Origin of the sequence: Flavobacterium crassostreae, from assembly GCF_001831475.1 — a bacterium.
GTDB lineage: Bacteria > Bacteroidota > Bacteroidia > Flavobacteriales > Flavobacteriaceae > Flavobacterium > Flavobacterium crassostreae.
Genome location: NZ_CP017688.1, coordinates 1,658,655 through 1,678,952, shown reverse-complemented (window position 1 = coordinate 1,678,952; position 20,298 = coordinate 1,658,655). Strand labels below are relative to the sequence as shown.

General features: G+C 38.6%; 16 protein-coding genes. 11 read left to right on the top strand and 5 right to left on the bottom strand.

Going from position 1 to position 20,298, the window contains the following annotated elements; all coding sequences use genetic code 11:
• Window positions 1–27: 27 nt before the first annotated feature.
• The 4 genes from tilS to LB076_RS07510 all read right to left on the bottom strand — a co-directional run bounded on the left by tilS (window position 28) and on the right by LB076_RS07510 (window position 5,064).
• Window positions 28–1,341, bottom strand: a complete 1,314-nt coding sequence (tilS, locus tag LB076_RS07525; RefSeq protein ID WP_066336932.1) for a tRNA lysidine(34) synthetase TilS — start codon at window positions 1,339–1,341, stop codon at window positions 28–30.
• A gap of 49 nt (window positions 1,342–1,390) precedes the next feature.
• On the bottom strand, window positions 1,391–2,677 hold the full coding sequence (locus LB076_RS07520) for an anthranilate synthase component I family protein (RefSeq protein WP_066337094.1): 1,287 nt from the start codon (window positions 2,675–2,677) through the stop codon (window positions 1,391–1,393).
• A 373-nt stretch (window positions 2,678–3,050) separates the two neighbouring features.
• Window positions 3,051–4,454, bottom strand: a complete 1,404-nt coding sequence (gene lpdA, locus LB076_RS07515; protein ID WP_066336930.1) for a dihydrolipoyl dehydrogenase — start codon at window positions 4,452–4,454, stop codon at window positions 3,051–3,053.
• A 151-nt stretch (window positions 4,455–4,605) separates the two neighbouring features.
• Complete coding sequence (locus LB076_RS07510) at window positions 4,606–5,064, bottom strand: Lrp/AsnC family transcriptional regulator (RefSeq protein ID WP_066336928.1); 459 nt, start codon at window positions 5,062–5,064, stop codon at window positions 4,606–4,608.
• Window positions 5,065–5,334: 270 nt separating this feature from the next.
• On the opposite strand from LB076_RS07510, the gene LB076_RS07505 reads away from it, so the two are divergent.
• Window positions 5,335–6,534 carry an aminotransferase class I/II-fold pyridoxal phosphate-dependent enzyme gene (locus LB076_RS07505; RefSeq protein ID WP_066336925.1) on the top strand — a complete coding sequence of 400 codons (1,200 nt, stop codon included), beginning with the start codon at window positions 5,335–5,337 and terminating at the stop codon, window positions 6,532–6,534.
• Between the two features lie 110 nt (window positions 6,535–6,644).
• On the opposite strand, the gene LB076_RS07500 is transcribed toward LB076_RS07505, so the two are convergent.
• A complete protein-coding gene (locus tag LB076_RS07500; RefSeq protein ID WP_066336923.1) occupies window positions 6,645–8,570 on the bottom strand; it encodes an amino acid permease in 1,926 nt (641 codons plus the stop codon).
• 402 nt (window positions 8,571–8,972) lie between these two features.
• Here LB076_RS07500 and LB076_RS07490 point away from each other — a divergent pair, with 402 nt between their 5' ends.
• The 10 genes from LB076_RS07490 (at window position 8,973) to LB076_RS07445 (ending at window position 20,296) form a co-directional block, all read left to right on the top strand.
• Window positions 8,973–10,547, top strand: coding sequence for a glycoside hydrolase family 10-like protein (locus tag LB076_RS07490; RefSeq protein WP_066336919.1), 1,575 nt, complete (start codon window positions 8,973–8,975; stop codon window positions 10,545–10,547).
• On the top strand, window positions 10,531–11,808 hold the full coding sequence (locus LB076_RS07485; protein ID WP_066336914.1) for an MFS transporter: 1,278 nt from the start codon (window positions 10,531–10,533) through the stop codon (window positions 11,806–11,808). Before LB076_RS07490 ends, LB076_RS07485 begins: the two co-directional genes overlap by 17 nt.
• Before the next feature lie 81 nt (window positions 11,809–11,889).
• Window positions 11,890–13,503: a glycoside hydrolase family 3 protein gene (locus tag LB076_RS07480; protein ID WP_066336913.1), complete on the top strand. Its 1,614-nt coding sequence runs from the start codon at window positions 11,890–11,892 to the stop codon at window positions 13,501–13,503.
• 220 nt (window positions 13,504–13,723) lie between these two features.
• A complete protein-coding gene (gene nhaC / locus LB076_RS07475; protein WP_066337091.1) occupies window positions 13,724–15,184 on the top strand; it encodes a Na+/H+ antiporter NhaC in 1,461 nt (486 codons plus the stop codon).
• 188 nt (window positions 15,185–15,372) lie between these two features.
• Entirely contained in the window at window positions 15,373–16,011 is a 639-nt protein-coding gene (locus tag LB076_RS07470) for a peroxiredoxin (protein WP_066336912.1), read from the top strand.
• A 123-nt stretch (window positions 16,012–16,134) separates the two neighbouring features.
• Window positions 16,135–16,443: a thioredoxin family protein gene (locus LB076_RS07465; RefSeq protein ID WP_066337089.1), complete on the top strand. Its 309-nt coding sequence runs from the start codon at window positions 16,135–16,137 to the stop codon at window positions 16,441–16,443.
• Window positions 16,444–16,517: 74 nt separating this feature from the next.
• Window positions 16,518–16,775 carry a DUF6952 family protein gene (locus LB076_RS07460; protein ID WP_066336910.1) on the top strand — a complete coding sequence of 86 codons (258 nt, stop codon included), beginning with the start codon at window positions 16,518–16,520 and terminating at the stop codon, window positions 16,773–16,775.
• A 181-nt stretch (window positions 16,776–16,956) separates the two neighbouring features.
• The gene (tpx, locus tag LB076_RS07455; RefSeq protein ID WP_066336908.1) at window positions 16,957–17,454 is read left to right on the top strand and encodes a thiol peroxidase; all 498 of its coding nucleotides are present in this window, start codon (window positions 16,957–16,959) and stop codon (window positions 17,452–17,454) included.
• A gap of 10 nt (window positions 17,455–17,464) precedes the next feature.
• Window positions 17,465–17,839: a diacylglycerol kinase family protein gene (locus LB076_RS07450; RefSeq protein ID WP_066336906.1), complete on the top strand. Its 375-nt coding sequence runs from the start codon at window positions 17,465–17,467 to the stop codon at window positions 17,837–17,839.
• Window positions 17,840–17,857: 18 nt separating this feature from the next.
• Window positions 17,858–20,296, top strand: coding sequence for a DNA translocase FtsK (locus tag LB076_RS07445; protein ID WP_066336904.1), 2,439 nt, complete (start codon window positions 17,858–17,860; stop codon window positions 20,294–20,296).
• The last annotated feature ends 2 nt before the right edge of the window (window positions 20,297–20,298 follow it).

Below are 20,298 nucleotides of genomic sequence, written 5' to 3'. Positions count from 1 at the left end.
TTAGGTGCGTATATGCAGAATTAAATTTTAGTTTTCGAGAGCTATTCTAAGACTATTTGTTGCGGCCGGATTTATCTTAAATCTTTCGTCCTGACGCAGCCCAATTATCCAAACTATGGCATCTCCAGACCATAATATCCAAAGTTGTTCTTTTTGTAACAAGGATAGTTTTTCGTCTTTAAAAAACTTACTTAATTTTTTTGATTTTCCGTTCATACCTAAAGGTTTAAACGAATCTCCATCTTGCCACCTTTGGATTACTAACGGATATTGCAATTTATCTACAGCAACAAAGATACCTTTATTTGCAGCAACAGCAGTCTTGTTTGTTTTGCTAAAAGAAAGTTTTAAGGGAATATTAACTTCTTGCAAATCTTCGGTTATATAATAGATTGGGGTGTTGTTTGGTATTTCTATTTTACTGACTATTAAATACTCTCGGTCTTTGAGCAGTCGATACTCGGGTGCCAATACTTGTTTTCCGGACATGCCGTTTACTAAATTATAAATATCTTGCCAGGCCGTAAAACCAAAATCTTTTAACCACTGGTATAAGTAGGTTTGGTAATTGGGTAGTTGCAATAATTTTGGTAAATCAATATAAAAAGCTTGTTCTTTTTGGTGCACCACTTGTTGGTATACCATAATGGATGCATCAGCAACCAAACTAGCACTTTGTTGCAAATAGGTTTGGGTTTTTTGAAAAGCATCCATAAATTGTGGGTGGAGATCTTTCAAGAGTGGTACCACATGGTGGCGTATTTTATTTCTTAAATACGTATCGGAGGCATTGCTGCTATCCTCACGCCATTGCACGGATTTTTGTTGGGCATATTCTAAAATTGTATTGCGCGAGAAAACCAATAATGGGCGCAGAACACTTCCGTTTTGTTCTGGAATTCCAGTAAGACCTTCTAAGCCGGTTCCTCTACTCAAATGGATCAGAAAGGTCTCTAAGTTATCATCTGCGTGGTGTGCCGTCAGCAGGTAATCAAAACCTTGAGTTTCTAGAAGTTCATAAAACCAATTGTAACGCAAGTCACGGGCAGCAACCTGGGTCGAAACGTTATAGTCTTTTGCATAAGCTTGGGTATCAAATAGGGTGACAAAAGCCGGAATAGCCTGTGCAGCAGCATATTCTTCTACAAATTTTTGATCTTCAAAACTCTCCAAGCCACGAAGTTGAAAATTACAATGTGCAATAGCTATAGTATATCCTAATTCTTTGAATAACTGTACCATTACCATACTATCTAATCCGCCACTGGTGGCCAAGAGTAGTTTTTTGTTTTCTATAAAAGAAAAATTGGTAGCAATATGCTGTTTGAGTTCGCTTAACATTATCTTATATATTTTTTGAATTAGCCATAAAACAGCCCAAAAAGTGTGGCTATTGTAATACTTGGTGCATTGCTTTTGCTTTAAGCAAACATTCTTGGTATTCTTTCTCTGGGACCGAAGCTGCCGTAATTGCACTGCCTACCGAAAACGAAACATATTTATTTTTTTGGTTATACAAAATACTCCTAATCACTACATTGAAATCAAAATCGCCATCTGGTGTAAAATACCCTACTGCACCGCTGTATAGGCCACGCTTAGTAACTTCTAGTTCTTCAATAATTTTCATGGCCGAAATTTTAGGGGCACCGGTCATGCTCCCCATCGGGAATGTTGTCTTAATAGCATCTATGGCGCTATAGGCCGGGTCTAATTTTGAGGTTATTGTGGTGATCATTTGGTGTACTTGCATAAACGAATAGAGACCGCATAATTCTTGGACAATTACCGACCCTTTTTGTGCCGTATGAGACAAATCATTACGGACCAAATCGGTTATCATAATGTTCTCTGCTCGCTCTTTGGGGTCTTTGGATAGATTGTTTTTGGACTCCTGATCTGCTTGGCTATCCAAAAAACGTTTTGCGGTGCCTTTTATTGGTTGCGAGATTAATTGTTCTGCTTGTTTTTTTAAATAACGTTCTGGCGAGGCAGAAAGCAAAAAATTATTTTGGTTTTTAAAAAAAACAGCAAATGGCGCTTTAGAAATTTTGCTAAGCTTTATATAGTTCTCTAATGGGTCAATGGTTGTATTTTCGGCATAAAATTCCATACAAAAATTGGCTTCATAACAGTGCCCTTGGTGCATGTACTGTTGCATTTTGGTAACTTTTGCGAAATAATCGTCTTTAGTGATTCGGGCTTTTATTGCAATTTGGGTGTTGGTTATTTCGGGACACCGCTGCGTTGCTTGGATTTCTAAAAAATCCGATTCTATCTCTTCTTGGCATAGGTTGAGATAAAGCATCTCTACGGAGGTTTCTTTAATCAAAAATATTTTTTTGGGCTGAAAAAAAAACAATTCCGGAAAATCTAAGGCATCCAAGTTAGTGGATTTTAAATCCTCTACGTCGTTTTTTAAATCATACGAAAGGTACCCAAAAATCCAATCCTTGGTGGTTTGTTGGTATTGTTTTAAATCCTCAAAGGCATGATACGAATCTGTTTTTATAGCCGTAAATGCCTCTACAGCCAAAATGCCCTGATAGCTGGAGTATTCTTGCTGGTGGCCGTTACTGTCTAAAAAACTAATTTCGGAATAGTCTTGGGCCCAGATTAAAAGTTGCTCTTTAAACTGTTTTTGGTCTGAAATTGGTTTGTAAACGGAGGTTCTCAAAGGATAATTTTGTTTTAAATTCAAAATTACGATAAAAATTGCCTTTTGTAAGAGATTGGGATAGAAATCCGTTGTTTTTTTATGGCTTTAAATCCCAAAAGTGTTTTTTGTTACCTTTAGTATTAGTAGCATCTTATTGGTTGTGTGCTACCCAGATTAAATCTGCAGTAGCATAGCTTATTTCTTCTGCTTTTTTTAGGCACTCTTTTAATGCTATCGGTAATTATAAAATTAAGGGCAGTGGTTGTTCCAAAGTATTTATAAAAAAGAAGTCTCTCTTTGAGCAAAAAACATCTTACGTATTTTTTGAGCATAAAAAAACCCCATTCAAACAAACTCAGAATGGGGTTTAGTTATATAAAATAATTACTTACTATACGTGTAAGGCTCTGTTATCAGTTGCAGCAAGAGCGGCTTCTTTTATTGCTTCTGCAAAAGTAGGATGCGCGTGCGACATTCTTGAAATATCTTCGGCGGATGCTTTATACTCCATTGCCACTACGGCTTCGGCAATTAAATCTGCTGTTCTGGCTCCAATCATGTGTACTCCTAATACCTCATCTGTGGTAGCATCTGCAAGGATTTTAACAAATCCATCTAAGTCACTACTTGCTCTAGCACGACCTAAGGCTTTAAAAGGAAAACTTCCGGATTTATACGCAACTCCTGCTGCTTTTAATTGTTCTTCTGTTTGTCCTACTGCAGCAACTTCGGGCCAAGTGTATACAACACCAGGGATCAAGTTGTAGTCAATATGTGGTTTTTGACCTGCAATGAGTTCTGCAACCATGGTTCCTTCTTCTTCTGCTTTGTGCGCTAACATGGCTCCACGAACCACGTCTCCAATAGCATAAATGTTTGGAATGTTAGTCTGCAGGTGGTCATTTACCTCTACCTGTCCTCTATCGGATATTTTTACTCCTGCTTTGTCTGCATGCAATCCATCGGTATACGGACGACGCCCTACAGAAACCAAGGCGTAATCACCCTCTAGGGTAATTGTTTCGCCTTTTGCATTCTCGGCTTGAACCGTAACGGCATCTCCGGCTCTTTCTACAGATTGTACTTTGTGCGAAACATAGAATTTCATTCCTTGTTTCTTTAATACTTTTGTCAATTCTTTAGATAAAGAACTATCCATTCCTGGAATAATTCGGTCCATGTATTCCACTACAGAAACTTGCGCTCCTAAACGCAAATACACTTGTCCTAATTCAATACCAATAACACCACCACCAATGATTACTAAATGCTTTGGAACTTCGGGTAATTTTAACGCTTCGGTAGAAGTTATAATTCTTTCTTTATCTATTTTTATAAAAGGCAAAGAAGATGGTTTAGAACCCGTGGCAATAATAATATTTTTGGCCTCAATGGTCTCTGTAGTTCCATCCGCTTTTGCAACAGCAACATGGGTTGCATCTACAAAAGAACCAGTTCCTTCTAAAACAGTAACTTTGTTTTTGTCCATTAGGTATTTTACACCACCAGAGGTTTGGTCAACAATGGCTTGTTTACGAGCAACCATTTTTTCTAGGTTAACTTTTACTTCGCCTGATAGTTCAATTCCATGATCTGCAAAATGCTTAATTTCGGCATAATGGTGGGATGAGGATAGCATTGCTTTTGAAGGAATACATCCTACATTAAGACAGGTTCCTCCTAAGGTGGAGTATTTTTCTATAATTGCTGTTTTGAACCCTAGTTGCGCACAACGAATTGCGGATACGTATCCTCCGGGACCGGAACCAATAATGACTACGTCAAATGAACTCATAGTATATTTTTTATATGTAAATTAATTTTTCGAACTACAAAATTAAGGAATTAAGTTTTGTTTAAAGTTTAAAGTTTGAGTTTTTTTGTTAGGATTTTGTATCTCTAAGAAATTTCATGCCGTTGCTTTTGTTGTAATGGCAACCAACAAATCAAATGGTAACCACGGTGGTGTTTTTTACTTCGCTAATCATAAAGGTGCTTTGGGTGCTACCTATGTGTTGTAAGGTGGTGAGCTTGGTAACCAAAAATTCTCTATAAGCAGGCATGTCTTGGACTACAATTTTTAATATATAATCATAATCGCCACTTACATGATAGCATTCTAAAACTTCTGGAAGCTGGGTGACTTGACTCTCAAAGGTGGTCAAAAAATCTTGGGTATGCTGGATGAGTTTTATGTGGCAAAAAACAATAAATCCTTTGGCTATTTTGGCTTTGTTTAACAAAACTACATATTTATCTATAATGCCTTCTCGTTCTAATTTTTTGACACGTTCATAAACTGCAGTGACAGAAAGGTGCAGCTTTACAGAAAGCTCTTTGGTGGTTTTTTTGCTGTCTGTTTGTAGTAATAATAATAGCTTTTTATCAATTGCATCTAAGTTCATTTTTGTGTTTTTTTTGGCGTAAGCCCTTAAACAACATCAAATTTAGAAAAAAAAACTATCTAAACACACAAATAACCTCTTAAAAACTAAGTTTAAGGCATAATGTTGCTGCCAAAAACCATAAAACCGTTCTTTACGCCCAAAAAACACGTATTACATGGATGAATTAATTCCTTTATGTAGCTTTAATAAATAATGAGCCGTAGAATTCTTTTTTAGCGGTCTAAAACCAATTGCTATTTTAAAATAATAACCCCAAAAATAAATACTATGAAATTTAATCCCGCAGACAACATTCAAGATTTACAGTTTTTTGGAGAATTTGGTGGTGTAAACCCGTCCATATCGGACTCTTCTACCTACACCTTCCTTTCGGCAAAAACCATGTTTGACACCTTTGAAGGCAATGTAGAAGGATGCTATTTGTACTCCCGACACTCCTCTCCTAGCAATTTGTATTTAGACCAAGCTATGGCAGCCATGGAAGGAACAGAGTCCGCAAACGTATCGGCATCCGGAATGGGAGCCATCACTCCGACCTTATTACAATTGTGTGGTTCTGGAGACCATATTGTTTCTAGCAGAACAATATACGGTGGGACCTATGCCTTCTTAAAGAATTTTGCGCCACGTTTGGGTATCCAAACAAGCTTTGTAGACATTACTAATCTCGAGCGTGTTGCTGCTGCAATAACACCAAATACCAAAGTATTGTATTGTGAGACCGTGAGCAATCCGTTATTAGAAGTAGCAGATATAGCTAGCTTGTCTAAGTTAGCCAAAAAGCACAATCTAAAATTAGTGGTAGACAACACGTTCTCGCCATTATCGGTAACTCCAGCAAAACTAGGGGCCGATATTGTGATCCATAGTTTAACCAAATACATCAACGGGAGCAGCGATACCGTAGGCGGCGTTACTTGTGCTTCCAAAGAGTTTATTGCGGATTTAAAAAATGTAAACAGTGGCGCTAGTATGCTATTGGGGCCAACAATGGACAGCATGCGTTCTGCTAGTGTAATGAAAAATTTACGCACCTTACACCTGCGAATCAAACAACACAGCTACAATGCCGCATATCTAGCAGCGCGTTTTGAAAAAGATGGTCTAAAGACCGTATATCCTGGTTTGGCAAGCCATCCGAGTCATGCATTATATGCCTCAATGATTAATCCGGAGTATGGTTTTGGAGGAATGCTTACCATAGATGTAGGCAGCTTAGCTAAGGCCAATGCGTTGATGGAGCGGATGCAATCTTGCAATTTAGGATACCTAGCGGTAAGTCTTGGATTTTACAAAACGCTATTTAGTGCCCCTGGAACCTCTACATCCAGCGAAATCCCCTTAGAGGAACAAGTACAAATGGGGCTTACAGACAGTTTAATCCGTTTTTCTATAGGACTCGATAATGATATTGAAAGAACCTACCAAATGATGAGAACATGCATGGTAGAACTTTCTATTTTATAATCAAAACCCTAGAGTTACGTTTTATAATTAGTTTTTTTATGTAGTCAAAAATCCGTTCAAGAGAGATCTTAAACGGATTTTTTTTATATAAAACTATCGGCATCCAAAAGCTACAAATGACTCAGTTTGCTGTGTTTTCGGCCAAAGCTAAAATAAATCACCAACCCTACCAACAACCAAATAGTAAAGTAAATCCAGTTCCAAACACTCAACTCTGCCATCATATACAAACAACTCACTAAACCCAACAGTGGTATCAAAGACAAATTTTCTTTAAAAGACCAGATGGTGAGCCCCACCAAAGCCAACAAGAAAATCCACATCGGTATTTTATGCTTAAAAAGATCCAAACCACTTTCGTATTTAAGAGAATCCACAATAGGCAATCCCGCAACAACGGCAGCATATTGCGTTGGTTTGGAGGTATATTGGCTCATTAAAATCTCTAAATCTGGCGTACCAACAGTACTATTATTGGCGTCTAGTCCCACCAAATAAGCATATACTTTTTGAGACTCTTGTTTATTGAGTGCCGTAATAATGGCCGTTGGCGAATTTATTTGGGTTGCATTAGTAATAAAATCCATGGTAGCCTTAGTATTAAAATTAAAAGCATAATACAACCCAGCCACCAGCATAAAAGGCACCACATATTTTGAATTTACATACGGCGTTTTAAATTTTCCTCTCGGAATATTTGGTTTATTCTGCAACACCAAAACCCCCGCACACACCAATACAAAAGCAAACAAAGTGCCAATACTACACAAATCCGTAACCATAGTTAGGTTTAAAAACAAAGCCGGGATAGCTACCACAAAACCCGTAACAATAGTAGCATACGAAGGGGTTTTAAATTTTGGATGCACCCTAGAGAATTTCTTTGGCAACAAACCATCTCGGCTCATACTCATCCAAATACGCGGTTGCCCCATTTGAAAAACCAACAAAACACTCGCCATAGCAATTACCGCACTAACAGCAATAATTCCAGACATCCATTTTAGATCCAACTTAGCAAATACAAACGCCAGAGGATCCCCCACGTCCAACAAACTATAGTTCACCATACCGGTCAGAACCAAGGCAATCACCACATACAAAATAGTACAAATTATAATTGCCCACATCATCCCTCTAGGCAAATCCCGTTGCGGATCCTTACACTCTTCGGCAGTAGTAGAGATGGCATCAAAACCAATATAGGCAAAGAAAACCGCCGAAACCCCTTTTAAAACCCCACTCACACCATTAGGCGCAAAAGGAGTCCAATTGGCGGTATCAACATAAAAAACACCCACCGCAATAACCAACAAAATGATACACAATTTAACCACCACCATCATATTACTCGCATTGCGAGACTCTTTCATACCCCGATACACCAAAGCCGTAATCAAAACAATAATAAAAAGAGCCGGCAAATCTGCTACCAAATGAAAAGACCCCAACCTCGGACAGGTAGTCCAAGCCATATAAGACGCCTTTAAACCATCACTTAAATTAGCATAGGTTTTGCCACTTTGCATCAGTGCCGTAGCATCCCTAAAACCGTTAGAAGCCGTCAAATAATCCATCTGAACCCATTGCGGCAACAAAATACCACCACTCTCTAACAAACCCGTAAAATAATCACTCCACGATATGGCCACCGTAATATTACCAATGGCATATTCCATAATAAGAGCCCAACCTATAATCCAAGCAATTAACTCCCCAAAGGCCACATACGAATACGTATAAGCACTCCCCGAAACCGGAACCATCGAAGCAAACTCCGCATAAGCAAAAGCCGCAAAACTACAAGCCAAAGCCGTAAACAAAAACAAAAAAATCACCGCAGGTCCCCCATCCGCACTAGCCTTACCAATGGTACTAAAAATACCCGCACCCACAATGGCAGCAATACCAAAAGCCGTCAAATCTCTAGCCGTCAAATGCCTACCTAGAGCAGCATGTCCATCGGTTTCATTCTGGGCTACCTGTTTTAAAATATCTTGAACCGTTTTTTTTCTAAACAAACTCGAAAGGGCCATAATCAGGAAATTATTAGTAAAAATTAATAGTATATAAAAATCTAGCCTATATCTTAAATATAATGCAATCTAAAATTTAAAATCCAAATGTATAAAACAATTTCAATTTGCATCCCTATTTGTTTTTTATTTTTTGGAGCCATTCCCAGCATCCGTTACAAGCTTTTTGGCTGCCGGCCTTTTTTATAGGCACGCACAGGAGCTTCCTTTGGTCGCTCTGTGCCTACCATAAAAAACAGCCAGCAGCCTACAAAGGCTTTTCACTACTGTTGGGGCTAGCAAAACCGCAGTTCTACAAAAAAACCAGCCACCCACCAAAAAACTTCTAAAATTATAATACCAATAATAGGGCATAAAATTCCATAAAAAAACTATTTTTGATCTTTATTTAAATTACTAACAATGACCCAAAACAACCACCTACTATCCCTCTTGTTGCTTCTTATCCTTTCTATAAATCAAGCAAATGCACAAGAACCAACCAGCCATCCCAAAAACGAATTCCGAGCTGTTTGGATAGCCACCGTAGCAAATATAGACTGGCCAAAATCTGGCAACGACTCCATAGAGAAACAAAAAGCAGATTTTCTTGAAATACTAGACACTTACAAAAAATTACATTACAATGCCGTAATCGTACAAATCCGAACCGCCGGAGACGCCTTCTACCCCACACAACTAGCCCCTTGGTCCAAATACCTCACCGGCAAACAAGGACAAGCCCCCGCCAACAACGTAGATTTACTCGCCTGGATGGTTACCCAATCCCACCTACAAGGCTTTGAATTTCATGCCTGGCTAAACCCCTATCGCGCCACCATGGACCTCAACACCGCCCAACTAAGCAAACAACACGACTGGTACAAACACCCCGAGTGGATGTTAAAATACGGCGGAAAATACTACTATGACCCTGCACTCCCAGAGGTACAATCCCATTTAATAGCCGTAGTAGACGAGGTAGTACGCAAATATGACATTGATGCCATCCACTTTGATGATTATTTTTATCCCTACAAAGTAGCCCGAGAAGATTTTAATGACACCGCCTCCTACTCAAAATATGCAGACGGATTATCCCTAGAAGATTGGAGACGCAAGAACGTCAATGATTTTGTACTAGCGGTATCCTTATCTATCAAAAAAGCCAAACCTTGGGTGCAATTCGGAATCAGTCCCTTTGGAGTATGGCGCAATAAATCCGTAGATCCAAAAGGCTCCGATACCCAATCCGGACAAACCAATTATGACGATTTATTTGCAGATCCTATGGCATGGATGGAAAACTGTTGGATTGATTATCTAGTACCCCAACTATACTGGAGCAGAAACCACCGTACCGCCTCCTACACAAAATTATTAAAATGGTGGGCCGAAAACTCCAAAAACACCGCCATATACATTGGCAACGGAAGCTATAAAATCAATGCCGATTCAGACAAAAACTGGTACAACCCCCATGAAATACCCAGCCAAATTGACCTAACCAGAACCTACCCTAACCTAGGAGGAAATGCTTTTTTTAGCGCCAAAGTCTTTGTCAACAAAAACAAAACAGTAACCCAACTCTTAGCCAACAACCAATACAAATATCCTGCATTACCGTATGTAGTCCCAAACTCCCGAAGAATAGTAATGGACATCCCTACTGTTTGCAACAAAAAACAAACCGATAGCACCACCACCTATCTACTGAACTATCCTACACACTCTATGGTACGGTATGTAGTGGTATATGCCGCCAAAGACAGCACCCAATTAGACACCAACAACCCAAGTCAAATAGTAGACAAAATTGCTATCCAAGAAAAAAAATACACCATTAGCATTGTACTGCCCAAAAACAATTCCGAAAACAACACCACCTATGCCCTTTCGTTCATTGACTTTTATGGCAACGAAAGCTTGCCTACAACACTAAACCCAAATGCCGTTAAAAAAACCATTGAACCCACCGAAAATGAAGACCCAAAATAACAGCGCCTGGTACTGGATTCCTGTGTTAAATTTTGCCTCAGGCCTGCCTTATGCAATTATCATATCCGTATCGGTGATAATGTACAAAAACCTCGGTATTCCTAACGAAGCTATCGGTATTTATACCAGCCTATTGTACTTGCCATGGGTAATCAAACCATTATGGAGTCCGTTTATTGATTTGTATGCCACCAAAAGAAAATGGTTTTTGGCCATGCAATTAGTGATCTCTCTGGCTTTTTTGGCAGTTGGAGCAACCCTTCCGATGCAGCATTTTTTTGTAATCAGTCTTGCCATATTTTGGGTAGCCGCATTTGCCTCTGCCTCTAATGATGTAGCTAGTGATGGTTTTTATCTATTAGCTTTACAAAAAGACCAACAATCCTTTTTTTTAGGAATACGCAGCACTTTTTACAGACTTTCTATGCTTACCGGAAACGGCCTAATTGTGATCATTGGCGGGTATCTAGAACAAGAATATGGTGACAAACAAAAAGCATGGTCCTACACCATGCTTTTTGTAGGAGCATTGATGACGTTGCTTACTATTTACAATTATTTTGCGACACCTAGATCCGAAACTGCCTTGGTAAAAAATTCTGTTGCAGCCCCAAAAGCCAGTTTTGCATCCGTATTTTCTAGTTTCTTTCAAAAAAAACAAATAGGTATTGTTTTGGCTTTTATTTTGTTATTTCGCCTAGGAGAATCCCAACTTTTAAAAATGCTGACTCCGTTCTTAATTGACGATCTTGCAGTAGGCGGCATGGGGCTAACCACACAAGACGTAGGTATTATATACGGTACCTTTGGTGTACTAGCCCTAACCATTGGCGGTATTATTGGCGGCATCGTTATCTCCAAAGACGGCTTAGGCAAATGGATGTTACCCATGATTTTGGCCATGCACTTGCCTATTATTGGTTTTGTACTGCTGGCGCATTTTCATCCAAGTAACCTGTACTATATCTATGCAACCGTACTAGCGGAACAATTTGGTTATGGATTTGGTTTTGCTGCCTTTATGATGTACCTCATTTATGTAGCCGAAGGAGAGTCCAAAACCGCACACTACGCTATTGCAACCGGTTTTATGGCATTAGGAATGATGCTTCCAGGTATGGCAAGCGGCTTTATACAAGAATATTTAGGCTATGGCAATTTTTTTGTTTGGGTGTTATTAGCGACCGTACCCGGGATAATTTTATCCCAATTTTTAATCTATCCCAAAACATTTGGCAAAAAAGTAGATACCAATCCATAAGTATCCATCCGGAGCGGTTGGTTTGGATTTAATTTTTTTTCTATTCCAAAAACAAACAGCCAAAGACAAAAAAACCAAACCATGACATTAGAACAAAAAATAGGACAATTTTTTTTTCCAGCCGTTTTTATCAATGACAGCGAGGCAAACATTCAGGCCACCGAAAAATTAATCCGAGACCATAACATAGGAGGTTTAACTTTTTTTCATAGTCGAGCCAGTGCTGCAACTAATTACGAAACCAAAAAAAAAGTAGCCCTAAACAACCATAGTTACCAGCGTTTACAACAACTAATCCAACGGTACCAAAAATGCGCCCCAACACCACTACTGATGAGTATTGATGCAGAATGGGGCTTGGCCATGCGGGTAGAAAAAACCCCACAATACCCTTATGCCATAACACTTGGAGCATTGCCAGAGAGCGACTCTGGTTTGGTTTATGAAGTAGGCAAACAAATTGGATTGGATTTAAAAGCCGCCGGAATTCATTACAACTTAGCACCACTAGCGGACATTAACAACAACCCTAATAATCCGGTTATTGGCTATCGTTCGTTTGGAGAGAGCAAACATAAAGTAAGCCTCTTTGCCTTAGAGTATCTCAGAGGAATGCGGGATGTTGGAATTTTAGGATGTCTAAAACACTTTCCAGGTCATGGCAACACCAGCGTAGATTCGCATTTAGGCTTGCCCGTTTTAGAAGAAACGCTAGACCAATTAACAGCCAATGAATGGTATCCGTTTATAAAGGCAATAGAACAAAACGTAGATTCTATCATGATTGGCCATCTGGCGGTTCCTGCCTTACATGATGGTAAAAATATTTCGGCTACTCTATCCAAAACCGTTATTGAGACCCTTTTGCGAAAGCAATTAAAATTTGATGGTTTGGTGATTTCGGATGCTCTAAACATGCATAGCGTTGCCCAACTGTATGCCAAAAAAGGCCAGTTAGAGTGGGAGGCTTTTAATGCCGGTAATGATGTGTTGTGTTTTGCCGAAAACATACCCGAAGGGGTGCAAGAAATCCTCCAAAATGCTACTCCACAACGCATCGAAGAGAGCTATGCTCGGTTGTTAAAATGCAAAGAAAAAGCCGGTTTATTTGCCCCTAACACTGCCATTAAAACTACTTTAGATTTTGAAACCACCGCAGATCTTAACCAAAAAATAGCGCAACAAACCATTACCAAAATAAAAGATACTGCCAATACTGCCCTAGTGCTTGAGGCTGCTCAAAAAGGTACTTTGGCCCAATTGAGTTTGTACCAACCCAGTAGCAATTCTTTTTTTGAGACCATAGCTCCAACGCTACAAGCTCCTAGTTTTTGTATAGAGAATGAAGATCCTTCTGTTATTGTTTCTTTAAAAGAGCAACTACACCAATACGATACACTTATTGTTGCCTTGTTTGTTCCAAAAGCCAAACCGTTAGACAACTTTGGGATTTCGGATGGGGTTTTGGCGTTCTTGAACCAGTTGTTACAATCCAAAAAATGTGTGCTTTATGTATTTGGTAATCCGTATGCCTTAGCGGTTATCCCTAATTTGCAATTGGCCTCTGGAATTGTTCAGGTCTACCAAGATTTTGCTGTTTTTCAAGAAAACGCAGCCATACAATTGGTAGAAAACCGTTTTTGTCCTGGAACATTACCGGTACATTTAGATGTGGTTGGATCGTTGTTTGTTTAAACTATGCGGATTTTGCACAAAATCCTTTTTTTTTGTTATAGCCAATAAAAAAATCTTATGAATACCCACAAAATGCTATTATTCAGCGTTTTAAAATCATAGTGTGTTTTGTATTATTTGTTGTTTTTTGAAAAAAAAGCCTCTACAAAGCCTTTGGATGAAAGCAGTTTTTAGGCTCGTACCTTCTTTTTTAGTTATATTGCCATCTCAAACAATACACATGGATACAAAGATCAATAAAAACAAAAACTTATCTATCACAGAGGCTTTAATACCGGTGGCGGCACTTATCGTAATGCTGGGGTATAATGTGTCTGTGTACGGCGAAGATGCCCTGAGCGGAAGCAACCAATTTGTTTTGTTATTAGGAGCTGCTGTTGCTATAGTAGTAGGTTTTTTTAATAAGGTTAGCTATCAAAAAATGATGGAAGAGGTTGCCGAAAATATAAAATCCACCGTAGGATCTATACTCATTTTATTAATGGTGGGTGCCTTAGCCGGAACTTGGCTGGTAAGCGGCATTATTCCTGCCATGATTTATTATGGATTACAACTACTAAGTCCAGCTATATTTTTGCCTGCAACCTTAATTATATGCTCTATCATTTCTATTGCAACTGGTAGCTCTTGGACCACTAGTGCCACCGTAGGTATTGCTTTGATAGGTGTGGGTGGTGCACTAGGCTTTGATCTGGGCATGGTGGCGGGTGCGGTAATCTCCGGAGCCTATTTTGGAGACAAACTTTCTCCAATGTCAGATACCACAAACCTAGCTCCTACTATGGCTGGCACAGATTTGTTTACCCACATTAGATACATGACCTTAACGACCATTCCAAGTTATATTATATCGTTGTTGTTGTTTCTTATTTTGGGGCTTTGGGTAGATGTAAAAGGCGCTATCAACATTGCAGATTTGTTACGAGATATTGAAAACACATTTACCATATCGGGTTGGTTATTTCTGGTACCTGCAATGGTAATTGGACTTATAATCCAAAAAACAGAACCATTAATTGCCTTATTGGCCGGTACGCTACTGGCGGCGGCTTTTGCTGTTATTTGGCAACCCGAAATCCTCAATCAAATTGCTGGTGTAGAGCAGCTATCTTTTGAATCTGGTTACAAAGCCGTAATGAACGCCATTACTGGTCAAATAACCATCCCTACGCCCAACAAAACCCTTGCAGATTTATTTACATCTGGAGGTATGCAAAAAATGCTTGGCACTATCTGGTTAATTATTTGCGCCATGGTTTTTGGCGGAGTAATGGATGCCATTGGTGCTTTGGCAAGAATTAGCCAAACCTTATTAAAGCTAGCGCATACTACTTTTGGGCTGTTTGCGGCAACGGTAGGAAGTTGTTTGGCTTTAAACATTACCGCATCGGATCAATATTTAGCCATTGTGGTTCCTGGCAAAATGTTTGCAAAAGCATACCAAGAAAAAGGATTGGCACCAGAGAACCTGAGTAGAACCCTAGAGGATTCTGGAACGGTAACCTCGGTTTTAATACCTTGGAACACTTGTGGTGCCTACCAATCGGGGACTTTAGGAGTGGCAACATTTGATTATTTGCCTTATGCCTTCTTTAATTTATTGAGCCCTTTTATGACACTATTATTTGCTGCCTTTCAGATAAAAATAAAACAGCTTGTTTCTTCCAAAGAACTACTATAATCAAAACCTACTTTACAAAATCCTTTTATTATAAAGCCATAACTACCCATTAGTTATGGCTTTACTCTTTCAGACTATAGCAAAAATCTATTGGTATATAAAAATATATAATTGAAATTGATGGCTTAAAACTACACGAATTAACTACTTTTACATGGTCTAAAAAAATAACTTTAAAACACAAAATTATGTCATTAGTAGGAAAAAAATTCCCAAGTATTGCAGTAGATGCTATCTCAGAAATGGGAGACAATTTGAAAATTAATATTTTTGAAGAAGCTACAAAAAACAACAAAAAAGTACTTTTGTTTTGGTACCCAAAAGATTTTACTTTTGTATGTCCAACGGAATTACATGCTTTTCAAGCTGCATTACCTGAATTTGAAAAAAGAAACACTATGGTGATTGGTGCCTCTTGTGATACCAACGAAGTGCATTTTGCTTGGTTAAACACCCCTAAAAACAACGGAGGTATTGAAGGCGTAACCTATCCAATTCTTGCAGATACAAACAGAAACTTATCTAATATATTAGGTATTCTAGATGTAGACTCTATGGAATATAGTGAAGAAACGGACTCTGTGATTGTAGAAGGTTCTAATGTTACTTTTAGAGCTACGTATTTAATTGACGAAACAGGGAAAATTTTTCACGAAAGTGTAAACGACATGCCATTAGGTCGTAACGTAAATGAGTACATCCGTATGGTAGATGCCTACACACATGTTCAAGAAAAAGGCGAAGTTTGTCCTGCAAACTGGGAAGCTGGTAAAGAAGCCATGAGTGCAGACAGAAACAGTACTGCAGCGTACCTAAGCGCAAACTAATTACTAAAACACAGAGGTTGGATCCCCAAACTAGCACGTATTTTGGTGCCAGTTCTAGTAACAAAGCATTATGCTGCTTTGTTACTAGAAACCTCTATTTTTTTAACCCCAAAAACAATACTTATGTTAATTGATTTAACCCAAGATACACTAGCGGATTTAATTAAAGAAAACAACAAAGTGGTAGTGCAATATTCTGCCTCATGGTGCGGTAATTGCCGAATTATGAAACCTAAATTTAAAAAACTAGCCTCCGAGAACGAAGCCATTACTTTTGTGCTAGTAGATGCCGAAAATGCACCAGAATCCCGAAAACTAGCCAATGTAAGCAACTTGCCAACCTTTGCTACCTTTGTAGACGGAAAACTGGTAAACCAAACACAAACGAACAAACAAGAGGTATTGCTAGATTTAGTTCAGGAAATTTTATAATTAGTACTGCGTACTGGTTTACTCTAATGGCTATTGCGCATTAAAACTAAAAAACAACCCAATAAACACAAAACATGAAACTACCCGTAATCAAACACCTTACCCAGTTTATTGAACAAAATGATACAGACTATATCCTAGAAACCATTGAGGTACTGGAGGCATTAACCGAAGTTTCTTCTTTAAAAGATAACGAACTAGATGTTATAGGAGAACTCATCTCGAACATGTATGGCGCTCTAGAGGTACAAAAATTGATCCAAGATGGTACCGACAAAAAAGAAGCCCTAAACACCTTTATGAAAAGAGTTTTGGGTTCTATAGACCAATAGCCCTTGAGGTATACTTGGTTATTGAAAACGTACTTCCTAAAGAGGTGCGTTTTTTTTTAGGGAGGAAACTCTGGGCCTTTTTATATTCTAAAAAATAGTAAAATTAGATTTAAAACACACGGTTAAATCCCAAATCTTAAATAAATTTCATACTTTTGAAATCTAACAAAAAACAACAAAAATGGCAGCAATTACATTAGGAGGAAATCCAATAAACACCACCGGCGAATTACCTAAAGTAGGCACAAAACTTACTGATTTTGAACTAATTCAAAACGATTTATCTGTAGCATCGTTAAGCACATTTGCTGGCAAAAATTTAATTTTAAATATTTTTCCAAGTGTAGATACCGGAACCTGTGCGGCTTCTGTTAGAAAATTTAACGAAACGGCAGCAAAATTAGACCAAACTGCAGTATTGTGTATCTCGAGAGATTTGCCTTTTGCTCAAAAACGTTTTTGTGGTGCAGAAGGTTTAGAAAACGTCATCAATCTATCGGATTTCAATACCGGCGCGTTCGGAAAAAACAATGGCCTAGAGATTCTAGATGGTCCTTTAGCTGGTTTGCACTCTAGAGTACTTATTGTTACCGATGCAAACGGTACCATTTTGCATACCGAACAAGTTAGTGAAATAGCAGACGAACCTAATTATGAAGCAGCCTTGGCGGTACTCTAATTTTTAATTAATGGAATTTCAAAAAGACAATACCTTTTTTACAGGAAGGCTAAAAAGCGTTACCTATGCCTTTAAAGGAGCGGTAAAACTAATCACTACAGAACACAGTGTGATGGTACAATTTTCTTTAGGAATACTCATGGCAATTGCTGGGTTTTATTTTGAAATAACTACCACAGAATGGCTTTTTCAGACCCTAGCAATAGGCCTTGTAATGAGTATTGAAGGAGTTAATACTGCCATCGAAAAAACAGCAGATTTTATTCATCCAAACTACCATAAAAGGATTGGTTTTATAAAAGACATTGCCGCAGGAGCAGTATTCTTTGCAGCAATTACAGCAATAATCATTGGTTTAATAATCTACCTGCCAAAAATAACCTAGACAAAAGTACGTACCAGAATGGCACAAAAAAAACGATCCGCACCTTTGGAGAACAAAAAAAATTCCAAACCCAAAGAGGCTAACCAATGGCAATTTACCAAACAGCACCAATTTATTTTGGGCTGTTTGTTTGTATTATTTGCTGTAGTTTTATTAGCAGCATTTATCTCTTTTTATATCTACGGCCACGAAGATCAAAGTGCCGTAAATACACTAACAGACCGCTCCGAAACGGTTTACAATTGGTCCGGAAAAGTAGGTGCATTTTTGGCAGATTTGCTAGTTTACCAAGGATTTGGGCTTGCTTCTTTTATTTTTGTGCGATTATTCTTGCTTAGCGGAATTTACCTGTTGGTAGATTTGTCTATAAAAAAACTAAAATCAATCTGGTTTTGGGATCTATTTGTACTGCTTATCGTATCTATTCTATTTGGTTTTTTTGCTACTTCTTTGCCAGAACTAGGAGGCGTTGTAGGCTACGAAATGAATCTGTTTTTGCAAGATTACATTGGCAAAACCGGCACCCTATTGTTGCTTCTTTTTGGATTACTGATCTATGTTATTTTTAAAATGAAAATAACTCCAGAGAAAATTCAGGCCTTTTTTGAAAATACTAAAAAAGAAATCCAAACCGATCTAAATGCCAACACCACCGCTACTGCAAAAGAAAATGCGTACAATCTAGAAGAATTTGCCACCTCAGAAGCAGAGGAACTACCCGAAAACCCCGCTCCAAGCCCAACCAAGGCGCAATTTGAAATTAATAAAGACGCTTTAAAACCTACCATTTCTAGCTCTTCAGAGATTAATTTAAGTGCCACAACCAAGCCCATAGCTGCTCCATACAAAGAAACAGAAGAGAAACAAGACGATTTTGTAATTGAAACTGCTGCCGAAGAAGTAATCATGGAAGAAAATTTGGCCTCCAGATTAGTTTCTGATTTTGGATTATTTGACCCCACTCTGGATTTATCCAATTACAAATATCCCACCATCGATTTATTGAAAGAATACTCCACCGGAGGTATTACAATCAACCAAGCAGAATTAGAAGAAAACAAAAATAAAATTGTAGACACCCTGCGCAATTATAAAATTGAAATTGCACAAATAAAAGCCACCGTAGGCCCCTCGGTAACTTTATACGAAATTGTTCCAGAGGCCGGAATACGTATTTCTAAAATTAAAAATTTAGAAGACGATATTGCCCTGTCCCTTTCGGCATTAGGGATCCGTATCATTGCCCCTATTCCTGGAAAAGGAACCATTGGTATTGAGGTTCCTAATAAAAATCCTACCATGGTTTCTATGAAAAGTGTTATCGGTTCTGCTAAATTTCAAGAAGCCGAAATGGAATTGCCTATTGCATTAGGAAAAACAATTTCGAATGAAACCTTTGTTGTCGATCTTGCCAAAATGCCCCATTTACTGATGGCGGGAGCTACCGGACAAGGAAAATCAGTAGGATTAAATGCGGTACTCACCTCCTTGTTATACAAAAAACACCCCGCTGAGGTAAAGTTTGTTTTGGTAGATCCCAAAAAAGTAGAACTCACGCTATTCAATAAAATTGAAAGGCATTATCTAGCCAAATTGCCCGATACAGAAGATGCTATCATTACCGATAATGCAAAAGTAGTCAACACTCTAAATTCACTTTGTGTGGAGATGGACAACCGTTATTCTTTGCTAAAAGATGCCATGGTCCGGAACATCAAAGAATACAACGACAAGTTTAAGGCCCGAAAACTCAACCCCGAAAATGGCCACCGTTTTTTGCCATATATTATATTGGTGGTCGATGAGTTTGCCGATCTAATTATGACCGCCGGCAAAGAGGTCGAAATACCTATTGCTAGACTTGCCCAGCTTGCTCGTGCCATAGGAATTCACTTAATTATTGCCACACAAAGACCATCGGTAAATGTTATTACAGGTTTAATAAAAGCCAATTTTCCTGCAAGAATTGCCTTTAGAGTAACCTCTAAAATTGACTCTAGAACAATTTTGGACACCCAGGGAGCAGATCAATTAATTGGTCGTGGGGATTTGTTGTACACCAATGGTAACGATGTGGTGCGGGTGCAATGTGCGTTTATAGACACTCCAGAGGTCGAAAAAATAACCGATTTTATTGGCTCCCAAAAAGCCTATGCTACTGCTTATTTGCTTCCTGAGTTTGTTGGAGAAGAAAGTGGCATCAATCTTGATGTAGCTATATCCGAAAGAGACACTTTATTTAGAGAAGCTGCCGAAGTTATTGTAAATGCACAACAAGGCTCTGCCTCGCTGCTACAACGAAAACTAAAATTGGGCTACAATAGAGCTGGTAGATTAATTGACCAATTAGAAGCAGCCGGAATTGTAGGCCCCTTTGAAGGCAGTAAGGCCCGATCGGTAAACATTCTAGATTTAAGTGCTTTAGATCAATTTTTTAACAACGAACAAAACAATTAACA

What these genes read in the sequence shown, in the direction of transcription:
- tilS (WP_066336932.1), bottom strand. Translation starts at nt 1,341, where the DNA reads ATGTTAAGCGAACTCAAACAGCATATTGCTACCAATTTTTCTTTTATA.
- lpdA (WP_066336930.1), bottom strand. Translation starts at nt 4,454, where the DNA reads ATGAGTTCATTTGACGTAGTCATTATTGGTTCCGGTCCCGGAGGATAC.
- LB076_RS07510 (WP_066336928.1), bottom strand. Translation starts at nt 5,064, where the DNA reads ATGAACTTAGATGCAATTGATAAAAAGCTATTATTATTACTACAAACA.
- LB076_RS07505 (WP_066336925.1), top strand. Translation starts at nt 5,335, where the DNA reads ATGAAATTTAATCCCGCAGACAACATTCAAGATTTACAGTTTTTTGGA.
- LB076_RS07500 (WP_066336923.1), bottom strand. Translation starts at nt 8,570, where the DNA reads ATGGCCCTTTCGAGTTTGTTTAGAAAAAAAACGGTTCAAGATATTTTA.
- LB076_RS07490 (WP_066336919.1), top strand. Translation starts at nt 8,973, where the DNA reads ATGACCCAAAACAACCACCTACTATCCCTCTTGTTGCTTCTTATCCTT.
- LB076_RS07485 (WP_066336914.1), top strand. Translation starts at nt 10,531, where the DNA reads ATGAAGACCCAAAATAACAGCGCCTGGTACTGGATTCCTGTGTTAAAT.
- LB076_RS07480 (WP_066336913.1), top strand. Translation starts at nt 11,890, where the DNA reads ATGACATTAGAACAAAAAATAGGACAATTTTTTTTTCCAGCCGTTTTT.
- nhaC (WP_066337091.1), top strand. Translation starts at nt 13,724, where the DNA reads ATGGATACAAAGATCAATAAAAACAAAAACTTATCTATCACAGAGGCT.
- LB076_RS07470 (WP_066336912.1), top strand. Translation starts at nt 15,373, where the DNA reads ATGTCATTAGTAGGAAAAAAATTCCCAAGTATTGCAGTAGATGCTATC.
- LB076_RS07465 (WP_066337089.1), top strand. Translation starts at nt 16,135, where the DNA reads ATGTTAATTGATTTAACCCAAGATACACTAGCGGATTTAATTAAAGAA.
- LB076_RS07460 (WP_066336910.1), top strand. Translation starts at nt 16,518, where the DNA reads ATGAAACTACCCGTAATCAAACACCTTACCCAGTTTATTGAACAAAAT.
- tpx (WP_066336908.1), top strand. Translation starts at nt 16,957, where the DNA reads ATGGCAGCAATTACATTAGGAGGAAATCCAATAAACACCACCGGCGAA.
- LB076_RS07450 (WP_066336906.1), top strand. Translation starts at nt 17,465, where the DNA reads ATGGAATTTCAAAAAGACAATACCTTTTTTACAGGAAGGCTAAAAAGC.
- LB076_RS07445 (WP_066336904.1), top strand. Translation starts at nt 17,858, where the DNA reads ATGGCACAAAAAAAACGATCCGCACCTTTGGAGAACAAAAAAAATTCC.